Below are 15,521 nucleotides of genomic sequence, written 5' to 3'. Positions count from 1 at the left end.
AACAATCGGAACAATTTACAGCGATTTTCACAAAAACAGAAAAGGGGGAATGCCCGCTGGATGTTACTAATAAAACAGTTCCGGTTGCTTGGGTTCTTTAAACAGGGTGTTCAGTCGGATTGATGCATCATACACCGGACCAGGTTTAATCGTTCTGGCGTGTTGGGGACAATTTTTGATGCAGGCGCAGCAGGTGATGCATTTTTTCTCATCGATCAAGCGACTGTTTTCAATATCGATGGCTCCTACCGGACAGACCTCAGCACAGAGCTGACACAAATTGCAATCATTGCTGACGGCGATAAAATCGACATCCCAGAGTTTGGTTTCGCCACGATAGGGGAATTCTCCAGGCACATTCAGAGTTTTAATTTCATCGATCGATAAAAGCGGATCTAGTTTGGTTCTGATTATTTGGCCAAATGCTTCTGTTTGGCTGAGATCCCGGATGTCAGGACGACCAATGGCAATGGGTGTTTCATCGCTGGAAAAGGAATGTTCGCCAATAAATGTACCCGCTGCGATGGGGACGCAGCCATCAGCGATGAGAATGTCTTTAAGTTCGCGCAGGGCATCATCATAGACCCGGTTGCCATAGACAACAATACAAACCGTCGGCGTGTTCAGCGCTTTGATGGACTGTAGCCATTCCCGGATCACTTCCGGCACCCTGCCCATGTAAACAGGCACCCCCACAATCAGCAATTCGTTTTCTCCGGTTTGCAATGGTTTCGACCGGGCAAGCGGTTTAGTCAGATCGATCCGTTCTGCTACAGTTGCTCTAAATCCCCGGGCAACGCCTTCGACCACGGCTTTGGTGGTTTCTGTTGGTGAAAAATAAACTAGTTTTATTGATTGTATTTTCATTCGATAACCTCCATCATTCGATTTGTTTTTCTGGAATAAGCATAATACAGATGCTATAATATTACCAGAAGTGTATTTATACTGGTATGAATTATAATAGAAAGGAACACCTCATATGGATAGCGAGCAGCAACGATACAAGGAACTGGGCGATTTCCTGAAAACCCGGAGAGCAAAATTATTACCTTCCCAGGTTGGTCTCTTATCAGGCAAACGTCGGCGAACACCGGGTTTACGTCGGGAGGAAGTCGCTCAGCTGGCCGGGATCAGTCTGACCTGGTACACCTGGCTTGAACAGGGCCGTCCGATTCAGGTGTCCATTCCGGTGGTGGAAAGCCTGGCCAGGGTATTGCAGTTGGACCGGGAAGAATGTCATCATTTTTACCGGCTGGCAAATCAACCGCTACCAGCTGATATGCCAGAGGCGCGGGAAATCGCGAGTCCGGCGCTTCAGCATATGCTGGACAATCTAACCCATTGCCCAGCGCTGATTACAGATCAGCGCTGGAACGTGATTGCCTGGAACAAGGCCTCCTGTACAATTTTTGGCGACTTCAATTCGATGAGCGATCGGGACCGGAATATTGTCTGGGCGATGTTCACCGACCACAAATATAAAGAGTTGTTTGTTGATTGGGATCGCCACGCCAAGAGCATGGTCGGTCGCTTCCGTTTCACCAGCGGAAAATACATTGAAGATTTCTGGTTTGCTCAGTTTATTGAAGAGTTGAAAACAAGAAGTCCGGAGTTTGATTTATGGTGGTCGCTCCATGAAATTCAGAACAACGGTGAGCTATATAAACAGCTGAACCATCCCCAGGTCGGGCGGCTGGATTTTGAAATTAGTAATTTTGATGTCGCTGATCACTCCAGTCTAAAAATGGCAGTTCATGTTCCTATGCCGGGAACTGAGACAGCGGAAAAAATGCAGTCGCTGCTGAATGTCTGGAAATGAAGCAGGTTTTTTGTCAACCGATATAACAAGGAGAAAATTGTGAAAATGATATGTTTTGGCGATAGCCTGACCTTTGGTTACCAGGTAAACCGTGACGAAAAATGGCATCTGCTCGCCGCAAAAAAGACTGGCATCCAGCTAATCAATCGCGGCGTCAGTGGCGATACCACCGAAGACATGCTGAACCGGATCCAGCAACAAGTATTTAAGGCAAAGCCCGATGGGGTGATCCTGATGGGTGGCTATAATGACATCTTTTTTAACCACAGTTGGGAACAGGCCGCCCACAATATGATTACCATGGTTGACCAGTCCAGCGCAAAGGGTCTTCAGGTTTATATCGCCATTCCGCCGCCGATTCGTCTGCCAGTGGCATTTAAAGAAGGGGGAGCGGTGATCGATTTTGAACGATCGGCTGATATGGTCGAAGCCTATTGTCAGTGGTTAAGAGACTATACCGCATCATCCCGGATCCCAATCCTGGATTTCAGAGCGGGTACTGATTGGACTGACCCGGATCTGTATCTGGACGGGATTCATCAGAGCCCGGCCGGCCATCAGCTGATGGCGGAGCGACTGATCGAGTTTCTGCAGATAAAAAAGATTGAATTGTAAATAAATAACTACATAAATACATAAAAGCTGGCCGTATTGCACCAGGAAATAGCGGTTGCAATACGACCAGATTGTTTTTAACGGTTTAATATTCGATGTTTTCAACGGAAAATTCATAGTTGCCAGAAATTTTAAATTCAGTGTTGCCAACCGTCACTTCTTTCCAGCTTGCGGGATCAACACCGGAAAGATCGTAAATACCCAGCTCGGCGCAGACTTCCTTCCCTTTGCCAGGTGCGAAAATATCGACCAAGGTCTCCATCAGGAACTGATTCAGCGCAGCCGGAGTCTGAGCGTCATCGACGCGCATATTGACACGCGACACATAATTGTTACGGTGAAATGGAACCAATTCAAGCTGACCACTTTTGCCATCGGTTTTGTAATAATAGGAGTCGGTCAAATCATTATGAGTGGTGATATAGGTATCAACCAGAATAAACGGCTGATATCCGGCCTTGCCCATACGGTTGTTGATCTCAGTAAGTAATTCCTCAGAGGTCACTTCGTAATAGTAGCTCTCATAGCCGTTTTCTGCTTGTCAGTTTACAGTACAGGTAGCGAATCGAAACCAGCACATTTTTATTTGATTGATTTTATTCAGACCAGCAAGTCAATTATGACAAAACCCAGAAAATGTTGTCACACAGGTTGCCACACCTTGAAAAATTGTATGAGTAGACTTATAATGATATCAAAGAAATTTTAAAGAGAATATTTATTTGTGAACGATCACTTATTGGAATTAAACCAGCCGTTATTTTTAAGATAAGCAGCAGTGTCATCATTGCAAAACAATCATCCTCGGAGGAACTAGAACTATGAGAATAAACAGAAAAACGGCGGGCAAGGGGATTATCATTCTAAATATATTCACAATCTGCATGTTTCTCTTGGTAATTTTCAAAATTCTGCCCTATGAGTTCATTAGCGGCGGACGACTGGAGAGCTACGATGCGGCTGTTCGCACGGCCACCACCAGCATCGTGATGATGATTTATGGCATCCCGGTAATAGCGGCAGCATCCGGACTGATCCGGGTGAAAGCTTATAAAAAATTCTATATCGGCTGGTTGATTTTTGCGCTGATATTAATGGCGGTACTCTTTTTTGAGGCTTCCATAATGGGGGTGATTGTGGTGAGCTTTGGCGTCCCAGTAATCGCTGTAGCAGCCGGTGTTATCGAGTATAAACAGTTTAATCTGTTTGCGAAAATTTATTTTTGGCTGTCATTTGTATTTGTCTGCTTAAATACCTTGGGCAATCTGCTGGGCACCACCTGGTTTGAAAAAATCGTCATGGGCCTCATCACTGTGATCCAGGCAATGCTATATTTTTATCTGGCCAGAGGCAACCCCAAAAAAAGACCAGTGAAGCACAAAAAATAATATTTAAAAAATCTTAATTTTAACAGAAAAGTATAACAAATAGCCAGGTAACGATCAGTCGGGTCTGGCGTAATTATTTGGCCTATGGTATAATACAAAAGTAAGAATCATAGGATAAACTAAACACTTCCTGATCTGCAACACAAATCTGGAAGTGTTTTTAATTGTGTAAAAAAAGAAATGGAGCATAAATGAGTATTTTAAATGTCGAGAATCTTTCTCATGGTTTTGGCGATCGGGCGATTTTTAATCAGGTATCGTTTCGGTTGTTAAAGGGAGAGCATATCGGTTTAATTGGACCAAACGGCGAGGGTAAGTCAACCTTCATGAATATCGTTACCGATCGACTGATGCCGGATGAGGGCAAGGTGGAATGGGCCAAAAATGTGCGGATCGGTTACCTCGATCAGCATGCCGTTTTGAAACAGGGAATGACGGTTCGGGATGTGCTGACCTCAGCCTTCGATTTTCTGCTGGACATTGAAGCCCGGATCGGTTTTCTTTATGAAAAAATGGGCGAGGACAGCCCGGAAGAAATTGAAAAAAGTCTGGAAGAAGTCGGCGACCTTCAGGAATTGCTGGAGTTTCATGATTTTTATCTGGTCGATTCGAAGGTTGAAGAAGTAGGGAATGCCCTGGGTCTCAACGACATCGGTATGGATAAGGATATCACCGAACTCAGTGGCGGCCAGCGAACCAAGGTCCTGCTGGGCAAACTGCTGCTGGAAAAACCGGACATCCTGCTGCTGGATGAGCCGACCAACTATCTGGACGAACAGCATATTGAATGGTTAAAGCGTTATCTTAACGACTATGAAAATGCCTTTATTCTGATTTCTCATGATCTGCCCTTTGTTAATTCGGTGATTAATCTGATTTATCATATGGATAACCAGAAATTGACCCGGTACGTAGGGGATTATGCAAAGTTCCAGGAAGTACTGGAAGCAAAAAAAGCTCAGGAACAGGCCGCTTATAATAAACAGCAAAATGAAATTGCTGATTTAAAAGACTTTGTGGCCCGGAACAAAGCCCGGGTTGCGACCCGAAATATGGCCATGTCGCGACAGAAAAAGCTGGATAAAATGGACATTATCGAGCTGGCCTCCGAAAAACCCAAACCGCGGTTTAATTTTAAAGAAGCTGGTGCCACCGGTCGCCGGGTTTTTGAAACCGCAGATCTGGTCATCGGTTATGATGAACCGCTTTCCAAACCACTGAATTTAGTAATGGAGCGAAAGCAGAAAATCGTTTTAAAGGGCACCAACGGTATTGGTAAAACTACCCTGTTAAAGAGTATTCTGGGACTGATACCACCGGTTGCCGGGACTGTTGATCAGGGCGAAAAATTGAAAATTGGTTATTTTGAACAGGAAATGGATCAGGATATTCGGACCAGCTGCATCGAGGAGGTCTGGAACGAGTTTCCGTCTCTGAATCAGAACGAGGTGCGTTCGGCGCTGGCCCAATGCGGATTGACCCGGAAACATATTGAGAGCATGGTCAAGGTTTTAAGTGGTGGCGAGCAGGCCAAGGTCCGCCTCTGTAAATTGATCAACCGGGAAACCAATATTCTGGTTCTGGATGAGCCCACCAATCATCTCGATGCTGATGCCAAAGCCGAACTGCAACGGGCGTTAGAAGCCTATAACGGTGGCATTCTGATGGTCTGCCATGAACCGGAATTCTACGAAAGTTTTGTCAATGAAGTCTGGGATTGTTCCCAGTGGACTACCAAAGTATTTTAAATAGTATGTAATGAACTCTCCAGGTTGATGCACCGTCATCAACCTGTTTTTTTATTGATCGCATTTTATCGGCTGGGATAGAAACCATGGTTCAAAGAAAACATCGAGAAAGTCTCATATTATCAGAACTGATCTTTGACTCGAAGGGCTGGACACGGTATACTGAGATAAAAACTTGGGTGTTTTTTCAGAATAGGACCGGGCGACGGTCTTTTCATCAGAAAATAAGACCAATTGAAGTGACGAAAGGAAATCAATGTGAAAAAAGAAATTTTTAATAAACAGAATCGCCACTGGGAAGACACATTTGCCAGCAAACCCCAGATGTTTGGGACAGATCCCAGCATTGCCGCCATCAAGGCCGCAGGAATTTTTAAAAATAACGGCGTCCGGAAGATCCTCGAATTGGGTGGCGGTCAGGGCCGTGACTCGCTTTACTTTGCCCAGCAGGGGTTTGAAGTAACTGTCATTGAATATACAGCGGCTGGAATTCAGGCCATCGAAGAACGGGCAAAAGAGCTGGAAGTTGCTCATCTGATCACAACGGTACAACATGATGTCCGTCAGGTCTTTCCTTTGGAGGCAGGGCGTTTTGATGCCTGCTATTCCCACATGCTCTACTGCATGGCCTTGACGACTTCGGAATTGGTTTTCATTTCGGCAGAAACCAACCGGGTCCTGAAACCGGGCGGCATCACCATCTATACGGCGCGGAACACCGATGATGCAGATTGTGGTACCGGCACCCATCACGGCGAAGATATCTACGAATGCGGCAAATTTATTATTCATTTCTTCAGCAAAGAAAAGGTCGAAAAATTGGCTGACGGTTTCGAGATCATCAGTATTGATAATTTTGAGGAAGGGGCACTACCCCGAAAGCTATTTTTTGTGGTTCAGAAAAAGTTTGAAGATGGAAAAGCAGATGCGGCTAAAAGTTCTTGTTGATAACAACACCATTATTGACGAATATTATTGGGGCGAGCCCGGGGTCTGTTATTATATTGAAGATGGGGAAGAGGCCTTTCTTTTTGACGTGGGCTACTCGGATCTGTTCATTAAAAATGCCGCCACCATGAACATAGATCTCAGTCGGCTCAAAACCATTGTCCTTTCTCATGGTCATGATGACCATACCCGGGGGTTAAAGAGTTTATTAGCGATAAACCGCCCGGAACTGCTGCAGATCATCGCCCATCCCGATGCATTGAATTATAAAGAATGTGACGGCCTGAAAATATCAGCCCCCTTTTCCCGAACAGAACTGACAGCAAGGTGCAGACTGAAGCTCACCCGCACCCCGGTAAAGGTTACCGAAAACATCACTTTTCTGGGCGAAATCCCCCGGGTGATGGATTTTGAAAAACCGGAGCCGATTGGAAAACAGCAGCTGGGTGAGGATCTGACCGATGATTACCTGTTGGACGATTCGGCTCTGGTTTATCAGGGAGACGCAGGAATAACCATTATCACCGGCTGTTCCCACAGTGGTATCTGCAATATTATTGAATACGCCAAAGCTGTCACAGGCGACCATCGAGTTGCTGGCGTCATTGGCGGCTTCCATCTGTTTGAGGTCAATGATCGGGTGGCGCAGACGATTGACTATTTTGCAAACAATCAGATCGAACAGATCTATCCCTGCCACTGCACCGCTTTTGCTGTCAAAGCCGCCATGCACGCACACATTCCCATTACCGAAGTGGGGGTCGGTCTGGAGCTTAACTGGTAATAGCTGAATAGATTGAATACAGCAATCACAAGCGAATTGGAAAAAATAGAGGTGATGAAAGTGTCATTTATTTCGGAATATGAAGATTTAATCCGGGACATTAACGAAGATATTGCGGCAGGTGTAATCACCGCCGAGGACTGCATAAAAGTTGTTCGAAAAAGAAAGAATCAGGCGAAAGACTATCGGCCGATTACGGATTATTATTATGCCAATAGTCAACCAACTGTAAAATATGAGGAAATGCGCGTTGGTGAAGTGTTGCAGGAATTGGTGCTGAGAAACATGATGAGAGAATAAACCAGCGGAAATAACAGAAATGGCACAAAAAAAGTATCAGCCTGTGGCTATAAGAGCAACAGGCTGAGGTAAAGTGTCGGTATTATAATTGATTACAGCAAAAGATTCATTCACACTTGAATCTGATGTGGTAATAGATATTTTCAAAACGGCGACTTTCTCAATCGATAACAATTACGTTAAAACATCATTAACTCAAAAATTTTGAGCGGCAGAACGGTGGTTCAAGGCAATAATGTGTATTGTCTTCAATTTCATCGTTCATTTCAGGTCGGTCAGGTTTGACTTGATATAGTTTTCGAATCATGTCATTATAAACCCATTCCAGATTATCCAGTTCTTCCAGCAGAGCAAGGGTGTCGCTGATAATCTCAGTGGCCTGAATATACTCGGGATTTTTTGAAAGGCGTTCATACTCTTTTTTGCTGATTAAACTATTCAATTGGGATGTTCGGAATTCGGCTTTTTCGGCGGCAAAACGTTTGAGTCCCTTGTCAAAGTTCTCCTGGGACAGACCATCCAGGTCCTTACAGAGCTTCCTGATTTTATCAAGCATTTTTTCTGGGATCATATTGCTCCTCTTTTCGTGTTTTTTTTAATAATAACCATCTTTTGAATAAACGTCAAGGATAAAACATTGTCATTTTTGCTTTGGTTCTCCTTTCAAGTATAATTAAAGAAATTTTAAAGAGATGTTTTGTTTGGTAGGTTCAGGATTCGGGTCTGAACCCGCCAAATAAAGCGTCTCTTTTTGTATAAGGAAGTATCCAATCAGCTTTTCCTTCCAGAAATTCTGTTTTTTTTAACTTGTTCAATAACGTTTACAATAAAGATAAAACTGTTTGGTTTAAACATGTAAGTATTTACATGATTTTGTTGACATCAGCAAAAGATCGTGTTAAGATTTTATCAAATAGACCGCTTATTGTTGACGGAACTAACGAAAAATTTAAAAGGAGAATTGACAATGCAACGAAAATATCCCAATCTATGTAAACCGATTAAAATTGGTAATGTAACCTTCAGAAACAGAATGTTTGGCGCGCCCATGGGAGGCACCGATATTACTGCCGATTGTACCATCGGCCCTAAATCAAAAGCTTTTTATGAACTGCGAGCTAAAGGTGGTGCCGCTACCGTCACGGTTAGTGAATGCGTAGTTCATCCTGAAACCGAAGGATCCCATATGTATCATCTCGATCTGCAAACGGTTGATTCACTGGCCAGCTTTACTTACACGGCCGACGCAATCCGTCGTCATGGTGCTATTCCCAGTGTCGAATTATCACATTCCGGACAGTATGCCGGGACCTATCTGACTGATAAGGATAAAAAAGGCGGCATGGCCCAGTGGGGACCCAGCGCCGGAACCCGTCCTGATGGCAGACCGGTTAAAGAACTGACCCAGGAACTGATCGATGATATTGTTGCTGCTTACGGACGAGTAGCCGGATTGGCTAAACGAGCTGGATTTGAAATGATCATGGTCCATGGCGGTCACGGATGGTTGCTGAACCAGTTTCTATCTCCTTTTTTCAACCATAGAACTGACAAATACGGCGGCCCATTAGAAAACCGGGCGCGTCTGGCCTTAGAAGTGCTGGACAGTGTTCGCGCAGCAGTTGGACCAGGTTTCCCGATCGAATTCAGAATGAGCGGTTCGGAATTATTTGAAGGTGGTTATACCCTTGAAGATGGGGTTGAAATTGCCAAGATGGTCGAATCTAAAGTTGATTTACTGCACATTACCGCCGGTACCTATCAAAGCGGCTTCGGCTTGACCCATCCATCGATGTTTGAACCTCATGGTCGAAATGTCTATTTGGCGGCTGAAATTAAAAAACATGTCTCAGTGCCAGTGGCAACCCTGGGCGGACTAAATGACCCGGCGATGATGGAAGAAATTATCGCCTCTGGTCAGGCTGATATTGTTGAAATGGCTCGGGCACTGTTGGCTGATCCCTTCCTGCCACGAAAAGTCATGAGCAACCAGGAAGCCGATATTATTAAATGTCTCCGCTGCTTTACCTGTATGGCTGAACGTGCTGTCACATCCACCCGACGCTGTACCGTCAATCCTTTAATTGGTCGGGAAATGGATGGGACTGAAATTATTCCCACTGCCAACCCGGTAAAAGTATTGGTGGCAGGTGGCGGACCAGCTGGACTGGAAGCGGCGCTGACGGCGGCCAAACGGGGTCACCAGGTTATTCTTTGCGAAAAAGGTGACACCTTGGGTGGAATCCTCAAAGGCGAACAGGCAATCCCATTTAAATATGAAATGTACGAGCTGGGTGTTACCCTGGAAAAACTGGCTAGAGACGCTGGCGTTGAGATTCGCTTAAACACACCGGTAACAAAAGAATATATCGATCAGGAAAATGTTGACGCCCTGATTGTGGCAGTCGGCTCGGAACCCATCGTTCCAGCAATTCCCGGTCTGGATGGAGACAATGTGATTGTCGTTAACGACTACTATAAGAAAAAAGATCAGGTCGGAGATACTGTGGTTGTTTTAGGCGGCGGTTTGGCCGGCTGTGAAGCGGCTATCCATTTTGCCCGGGAAGGGAAGACCGTACACCTGGTGGAAATGAGACCAGAATTGGCCCCAGACGCTAATCTTCGTCATCGACCGTTAATGATGAATGAAATCGAAAAATGCGGCATCACTGTTCATACTGAATTAAAAGGTCTGCAAGTTACCGATCAAGGGGTTGTCTGTGAAGATACTGATGGCAAGGAAGTGTTAGTTCCCGGAACATCAGTGATTTGTGCGCTGGGACAAAAACCGCTCCGTAATATTGCTGAAACCCTGGTTGACTGCGCCCCCTACGTCATCGAAATTGGGGATTGCGTAAAAGCATCAACCATCACAACCGCCATTTATCAGGGCTACCACGCAGCTCTGGATATCTAATCCGGACCAGCAACGAGAAAAAATTAAGTAAATAAAAAAAACAAACTCAAATAAAATGAAACTGTATCTGATGTTAACAAAAAACCGCTATTTGGTGGTTTTTTGTTTTTTTTGGGATAAGTTAACAGTTGCCATCCAAGAATGATAGAATAATCCATCGACATTATTCTTGGGTTGTGATATCTTAATCATATCTGATGATGTAAACAACTAAATAACGAAAGACAGAATAACTGTTGTATTAAGGAACACTGCAATCTCAACCGTACATCAAATTACATTTAGAAATGGAGAAGAAAATGAAGAGAATATCAAAGTTTTTATCCCTGCTGATGGTAGCAGCCATGCTGTCGATGCTGATTCCGGTCTCCGCTATGGCCGCTGGAGTTGATGTCAGTGAACAAGAATCAGGCAACGAATTAGGCCTGGTTTTAGTAACAACGGAAGTGGCCGATCCGGAGACCGTTTTAACAGAAGAAATAGTGGTTGGTACCGAAACTGCCTCGGCGCCAGCTACCGAAGAAATAATAGTACCGGCTGATAATGGTCTGGAAACCAAGGTCGTTTCGGAGCAGCCGGTCGTATCAACCATTGAGACGGAAACAATTGAGACCCAGGCAGCTACATATTTATGCTTAACCCAAAATGGCGTGATCATCGATGTCCTGGACACCAACATCGGATCGGACTATGCTTATGATGCAGCTGCCAACGAATTGACTTTAAATGATTTTATCGGCGAAAAGCTGGATGTCAAATCAGCAGCCGTTCCGTTTAAACTGGTCCTACTGGGTACCAATAGTATTATAACCGATAATGGTTTTGCCGTTAAAGTGGAAGGTGATATGAATGCCAGCGGGACCGGCACGCTGATTGCGGAAGGGCAGGCGACTCCTGATATAATGGGAGGCGGAATCAATGTGATTGGAAATCTGGTGATTGACAGTGGTACCTATGATATTGCAGCGGCCGGATATGCAAATTCCAGCTCAGCGGTTGGAATCCTGGCCGGCGATAATGCTGAAGTTATGACGATGGGTAATCTCACCATCAACGGTGGGAACATCGATGTGACCGCTTATAATAGCGATTTTGCTGGAGCTTTTGGTTTATTTGCTTTTGGCGATCTGGTCGTCAATGGCGGAACTATTGATGTTTTCACCGATAGTCCAACGAGTTACAGCCGTGGTATCGGAGCCTACGATAAACTGATCTTTAATGGCGGCTATACTATCGTCGAGTCGATTGCTGATCATGGCGACGCCGGCGCGTTATTCTCCTATAATAAGATTATCATCAACAATGGCATTCTTGATTTATGCACATCCGGAGCCATTGCCAAGGCCCTCGTGGCCGAAGGCAGCATTGATATCAGTGCGATTTATGGGGATGTGAATCGTGATGCGGCCTGTTTGTATCTTGAACCGCTTTCGAATCAAACATTCAAAAAACACCATGCCAGCTCAGCCAATCCCAGAACCGGGGTGGATCCTTCCACATCGGAAACTGCTGTTGCGGGAACAGTCCTGTTCATGCTGATCGGACTGGTTTTGGCGGTAAGTAAACGCGGAGCGCAGGCCTAAAATTCGGCGAGCGATGACTAGATACTGTCTTGAAGCGATTAAGTGACCCAAATTTGACTTTGCAATGATGAAATTTGCCCCCAAATATGGTATGATCATCTAGGCAACAGTTTAACGGAGACGTTATTATTAAATGAAAGGATCTCGTGTCAGCAGTTTGAAATTTAGAGATCAGCTGATACGATGTGAAAATGATGGTTACTTACATTCACGAAACCGAACTGCATAAGGGCATCGAGGCGGCGATGAAGGCTTTGAATCAGGCCGATATCGTCATCGGGAAGAATCAGGATCGGGAAGACAGTCTAAAAGAAATTCACCTGCTGATGGATATCGACAGCGTGCAGGATATAAAAATTACCATGGCGATGCCAACCGGGCTGGAAACCCTGGTGGACTACGTCCTGGAAATTGTTGAAGGCACCAAGGATTTTGAAAAGGACATGTATGGTTATACCTATCATGATCTGTTTTCCAAAAATATTGATTTTGTGATCAATAGACTGAGAGAAGATCCGGGAACCAGACAGGCGACTCTCCATGTCGCCAATCAGGAGGCCGCCAGACTAAATCATCCACCCTGCCTGCAGCTCATTCATTACACTGTTAAGGACGGCAAATTAAATACCGACGTGGTATTTAGAAGCAATGATGGGGTTAAGGCAGTCGCCATGAATATTTTTGCCCTGATCGAACTGTCAAGAACGATTGCCAGAGAAGCCGGGATAAACGAACTGGGTTCCTATACCCATCATGCCCTGAGTTTTCATGCCTACAGCCGGGATTGGAAAGCCCTGGAAGGATACTGTAAATCTTTTGAAGACCGCGATTGCACCATCGATTATGAAGATTATCGGGAAGCCTATGAAGACTATGCGGATGAATGCCGAGAAAAAGCAATGAGCCTAAAAAATGCCCAGGAGAAAAAGAATCGTTAAAACGGCATTAAAAATAGAATAAAGTAACAGCCCTTAACTAGTCGCTGACTAGTTAAGGGCTGTTTAAGTTCCGGAAGAGAAGATGGTCTTACAGTTTATGATAGCGATACTGGGGCCGGCCGACCTTCCCATATTCAACTTGTTTTTTGATTTTTTTCTCTTTTTCCATATGTTCCAGATAGCGCCGTACTGTAACCCGGGCGATGCCCAACTTTTCGGCTAACACATCGGCAGTGAAGTCACCAACATGACGCGTTTCAATTTCATTCCAGATCGACTGATAGGTGTATTTATTAAAGCCCTTAGCAAAATCGTCGGATTGGGGAATGGCACCGGGATTTGAAATAAGCCGATCCAGATCCGGTTGTTCGATTTCCTGATTCTTTTTAAATTGCTCATGGCGGCTTTTAAACTGCAACAGGGCTTCTTTAAACCGTTCAAAATTAAAGGGTTTAATCAGATAGTCCACAGCTCCGTAGCGAAAGGACTCCTGGATGCGATCAATCGATTTATCGGCGGTGATTAAGATAATATCGACATCAATGTTTTTTTCCCTGATCCATTTGAGAAAATCAATGCCGTTTTCATTAGGCAGATAGACATCCAGCAAAATCAAATCCGGTTTTTTAATGGCGATGTACTTCCGCGCATTATCAAGACTGGCCACTGCGGCACAGAGCTTAAAACCGTCAATCCGTTCCAGAAATTTGGCATTAATATCCCGAACCATGGGATCATCTTCGACGATCATCACCTCAATCATTTTTTTCACCTCGATTCATGGGAATATTGATATCCCAGAAAACACCGCCATCACATTTAAGGCTGATGGTTCCGCCGCCAGCGTCGATGATATTTTTGACGATAAACATGCCGTTGCCCCGCTGGTCTTTTTTGGTTGAAAAACCCTGGGCGTAAATCTTGTCCTGATCAGCCAGCGGAATGCCCCCGCCGTTGTCCCTGACCTGGATGGTTAAGGTCGCATCATTTTGCAGGACTTTAATCTCAATCAGGCCGGTACCATCGATTTTAACCGCATCGAGAGAATTTTCGACCAGGTTGCCGATGACGGAAACAATATCTTCAGCAGTCATATACCGGGGCAGCCGGGTCAACCGGGATTCGGCATCAATAACCAGCTTAACCCGGTATTCTTCGGCTTTGGCATATTTAGCTAGTAAAAGTGCCGAGACCGCGGGATTCTGGATGTTACGGGTTAAAATATCACTGATGTTATTGCGACTTTTAGCCACATCTGAAATAAAATCCAGCGCTTCATGATATTCTTCCAGCTGGATCAGGCCGGAGATGGTATGCAGCTTATTCATAAATTCATGATTCTGGGCTCGCAGTGACCAGGCCATTTTTTTAGCACCGGTCAGTTCTTCGGCTAATTTTGTAACCTCGGTCTTGTCCCGGAAGCTGGCAATGGCACCGATGATTGCGGAACCGTCCATGATTGGAACACGATTGGTGACAATGATGGTATGATCAATACGCTGTTCCTGGTCAAATTCGGACTGACCAGTTTCCAGGATCTTGAGCATCCCGGTATTGGGAATAACCGCTTCGACATGGTGACCAAGAAGATTGGCTTTGTCGAACCCGGCTCCGAATTTTAGAATTTCGATGGCGGCATCATTGATCAGGGTAATTCGGCCAGCGTTGTCAACGGCAATAAGGCCCTCATGGATAGCTTCCAGCATCCCCGTTTTTTCGGTGTAAAGTTGGCTGATTTCTTCGGGTTCCAGCCCCAGCAGAATCTTTTTGATGTTGTTGGATAGCAGAAAAGCGCCGCAGACCCCGACGGCCAAAGCGCCAAGACTGATCAGAACAATATATAAAAGGGCAGTATTCTTGGCGGATTCAATATTATCGGTGAGGGTACCCACAACCACAAAGCCGATTTCCTCATTATTTTTAGAATCATAGATGGGGGCAAAAGCCCGGAGCGCTTTACCCAGGGTGCCGGTGGCTTCAGAGATATAGGCTTCGCCTTCTTCAGCGGCCCGCTGTTCATCACCGCCGACAAAGGTCTGGCCAATCATCGCCGGATTCGGGTGGGAATGGCGGAGACCTTCTTTATCCACGACAATGATGTACTCAACTTGTTCCAGACCGGGGAGCAGGTTATCGACGTAGCTGGCAATCCGGCCGTCCGGATCACTATTCTCCAGGGCCTGGATGATCTCGTCGGAATGGGCAACCATCATCGACACATTCATCAGATTGGTACGGGCCTTATCCTCAATCATGTTAGTCATCCAGGAAACCGCAAAAGCGACAATAATGGAAATCGAAATGATAACCACGGTGGTAACCAGCAGGGCAATCTTGGTATGCAGTTTGATTTTTTTTCTCATTTCAATTCACCTGTTTCTTCAATTGACAAAAAACACAACAGTAAAACGTGAAAACTAACAGACGGTTGCTCAGGAAAGATTTCGTTAATGACATTATATATCAAATCTTTCGAAC

15 protein-coding genes are annotated in these 15,521 nt (G+C 45.1%); 10 read left to right on the top strand and 5 right to left on the bottom strand.

Annotated elements, in window-relative coordinates; translation table 11 throughout:
- Window positions 1-66 precede the first annotated feature (66 nt).
- Complete coding sequence (locus ABGU93_RS15345; RefSeq protein WP_347414271.1) at window positions 67-867, bottom strand: 4Fe-4S binding protein; 801 nt, start codon at window positions 865-867, stop codon at window positions 67-69.
- A gap of 115 nt (window positions 868-982) precedes the next feature.
- On the opposite strand from ABGU93_RS15345, the gene ABGU93_RS15340 reads away from it, so the two are divergent.
- Window positions 983-1,822 carry a helix-turn-helix transcriptional regulator gene (locus ABGU93_RS15340; RefSeq protein ID WP_347414270.1) on the top strand — a complete coding sequence of 280 codons (840 nt, stop codon included), beginning with the start codon at window positions 983-985 and terminating at the stop codon, window positions 1,820-1,822.
- A gap of 45 nt (window positions 1,823-1,867) precedes the next feature.
- Complete coding sequence (locus ABGU93_RS15335; protein WP_347414385.1) at window positions 1,868-2,437, top strand: GDSL-type esterase/lipase family protein; 570 nt, start codon at window positions 1,868-1,870, stop codon at window positions 2,435-2,437.
- A gap of 85 nt (window positions 2,438-2,522) precedes the next feature.
- Here ABGU93_RS15335 and ABGU93_RS15330 read toward each other — a convergent pair whose 3' ends face one another.
- Window positions 2,523-2,942, bottom strand: a complete 420-nt coding sequence (locus tag ABGU93_RS15330) for a hypothetical protein (RefSeq protein WP_347414269.1) — start codon at window positions 2,940-2,942, stop codon at window positions 2,523-2,525.
- Window positions 2,943-3,258: 316 nt separating this feature from the next.
- Between ABGU93_RS15330 and ABGU93_RS15325 the strand changes: the two genes are divergently transcribed.
- From ABGU93_RS15325 to ABGU93_RS15305, 5 genes are all read left to right on the top strand, one after another.
- Entirely contained in the window at window positions 3,259-3,825 is a 567-nt protein-coding gene (locus tag ABGU93_RS15325; protein WP_347414268.1) for a hypothetical protein, read from the top strand.
- A gap of 191 nt (window positions 3,826-4,016) precedes the next feature.
- Window positions 4,017-5,573: an ABC-F family ATP-binding cassette domain-containing protein gene (locus ABGU93_RS15320; protein WP_347414267.1), complete on the top strand. Its 1,557-nt coding sequence runs from the start codon at window positions 4,017-4,019 to the stop codon at window positions 5,571-5,573.
- Between the two features lie 258 nt (window positions 5,574-5,831).
- The gene (locus tag ABGU93_RS15315) at window positions 5,832-6,521 is read left to right on the top strand and encodes a class I SAM-dependent methyltransferase (RefSeq protein ID WP_347414266.1); all 690 of its coding nucleotides are present in this window, start codon (window positions 5,832-5,834) and stop codon (window positions 6,519-6,521) included.
- A complete protein-coding gene (locus ABGU93_RS15310; protein ID WP_347414384.1) occupies window positions 6,499-7,305 on the top strand; it encodes an MBL fold metallo-hydrolase in 807 nt (268 codons plus the stop codon). The genes ABGU93_RS15315 and ABGU93_RS15310 overlap by 23 nt, the downstream gene beginning before the upstream one ends.
- A gap of 12 nt (window positions 7,306-7,317) precedes the next feature.
- Complete coding sequence (locus ABGU93_RS15305) at window positions 7,318-7,605, top strand: hypothetical protein (protein WP_347414265.1); 288 nt, start codon at window positions 7,318-7,320, stop codon at window positions 7,603-7,605.
- A gap of 190 nt (window positions 7,606-7,795) precedes the next feature.
- On the opposite strand, the gene ABGU93_RS15300 is transcribed toward ABGU93_RS15305, so the two are convergent.
- Window positions 7,796-8,176 carry a hypothetical protein gene (locus tag ABGU93_RS15300; protein ID WP_347414264.1) on the bottom strand — a complete coding sequence of 127 codons (381 nt, stop codon included), beginning with the start codon at window positions 8,174-8,176 and terminating at the stop codon, window positions 7,796-7,798.
- Between the two features lie 396 nt (window positions 8,177-8,572).
- Between ABGU93_RS15300 and ABGU93_RS15295 the strand changes: the two genes are divergently transcribed.
- The 3 genes from ABGU93_RS15295 to ABGU93_RS15285 all read left to right on the top strand — a co-directional run bounded on the left by ABGU93_RS15295 (window position 8,573) and on the right by ABGU93_RS15285 (window position 13,043).
- Entirely contained in the window at window positions 8,573-10,522 is a 1,950-nt protein-coding gene (locus ABGU93_RS15295) for an FAD-dependent oxidoreductase (RefSeq protein ID WP_347414263.1), read from the top strand.
- Between the two features lie 299 nt (window positions 10,523-10,821).
- A complete protein-coding gene (locus tag ABGU93_RS15290; RefSeq protein ID WP_347414262.1) occupies window positions 10,822-12,105 on the top strand; it encodes a hypothetical protein in 1,284 nt (427 codons plus the stop codon).
- 191 nt (window positions 12,106-12,296) lie between these two features.
- Entirely contained in the window at window positions 12,297-13,043 is a 747-nt protein-coding gene (locus tag ABGU93_RS15285; RefSeq protein WP_347414261.1) for a thymidylate synthase, read from the top strand.
- Window positions 13,044-13,131: 88 nt separating this feature from the next.
- Here ABGU93_RS15285 and ABGU93_RS15280 read toward each other — a convergent pair whose 3' ends face one another.
- On the bottom strand, window positions 13,132-13,806 hold the full coding sequence (locus tag ABGU93_RS15280) for a response regulator (RefSeq protein ID WP_347414260.1): 675 nt from the start codon (window positions 13,804-13,806) through the stop codon (window positions 13,132-13,134).
- Window positions 13,799-15,406 carry a sensor histidine kinase gene (locus tag ABGU93_RS15275; protein ID WP_347414259.1) on the bottom strand — a complete coding sequence of 536 codons (1,608 nt, stop codon included), beginning with the start codon at window positions 15,404-15,406 and terminating at the stop codon, window positions 13,799-13,801. The genes ABGU93_RS15280 and ABGU93_RS15275 overlap by 8 nt, the downstream gene beginning before the upstream one ends.
- Between the last annotated feature and the right edge of the window lie 115 nt (window positions 15,407-15,521).

The sequence above is a fragment of the Acetobacterium sp. genome (assembly GCF_039830195.1).
Classification (GTDB): Bacteria; Bacillota; Clostridia; order Eubacteriales; family Eubacteriaceae; genus Acetobacterium.
This window is presented reverse-complemented; position numbering and strand designations above follow the sequence as displayed.

What these genes read in the sequence shown, in the direction of transcription:
- ABGU93_RS15275 (WP_347414259.1), bottom strand. Translation starts at nt 15,406, where the DNA reads ATGAGAAAAAAAATCAAACTGCATACCAAGATTGCCCTGCTGGTTACC.
- ABGU93_RS15345 (WP_347414271.1), bottom strand. Translation starts at nt 867, where the DNA reads ATGAAAATACAATCAATAAAACTAGTTTATTTTTCACCAACAGAAACC.
- ABGU93_RS15340 (WP_347414270.1), top strand. Translation starts at nt 983, where the DNA reads ATGGATAGCGAGCAGCAACGATACAAGGAACTGGGCGATTTCCTGAAA.
- ABGU93_RS15300 (WP_347414264.1), bottom strand. Translation starts at nt 8,176, where the DNA reads ATGATCCCAGAAAAAATGCTTGATAAAATCAGGAAGCTCTGTAAGGAC.
- ABGU93_RS15285 (WP_347414261.1), top strand. Translation starts at nt 12,297, where the DNA reads ATGATGGTTACTTACATTCACGAAACCGAACTGCATAAGGGCATCGAG.
- ABGU93_RS15280 (WP_347414260.1), bottom strand. Translation starts at nt 13,806, where the DNA reads ATGATTGAGGTGATGATCGTCGAAGATGATCCCATGGTTCGGGATATT.
- ABGU93_RS15335 (WP_347414385.1), top strand. Translation starts at nt 1,868, where the DNA reads ATGATATGTTTTGGCGATAGCCTGACCTTTGGTTACCAGGTAAACCGT.
- ABGU93_RS15295 (WP_347414263.1), top strand. Translation starts at nt 8,573, where the DNA reads ATGCAACGAAAATATCCCAATCTATGTAAACCGATTAAAATTGGTAAT.
- ABGU93_RS15290 (WP_347414262.1), top strand. Translation starts at nt 10,822, where the DNA reads ATGAAGAGAATATCAAAGTTTTTATCCCTGCTGATGGTAGCAGCCATG.
- ABGU93_RS15310 (WP_347414384.1), top strand. Translation starts at nt 6,499, where the DNA reads ATGCGGCTAAAAGTTCTTGTTGATAACAACACCATTATTGACGAATAT.
- ABGU93_RS15320 (WP_347414267.1), top strand. Translation starts at nt 4,017, where the DNA reads ATGAGTATTTTAAATGTCGAGAATCTTTCTCATGGTTTTGGCGATCGG.
- ABGU93_RS15325 (WP_347414268.1), top strand. Translation starts at nt 3,259, where the DNA reads ATGAGAATAAACAGAAAAACGGCGGGCAAGGGGATTATCATTCTAAAT.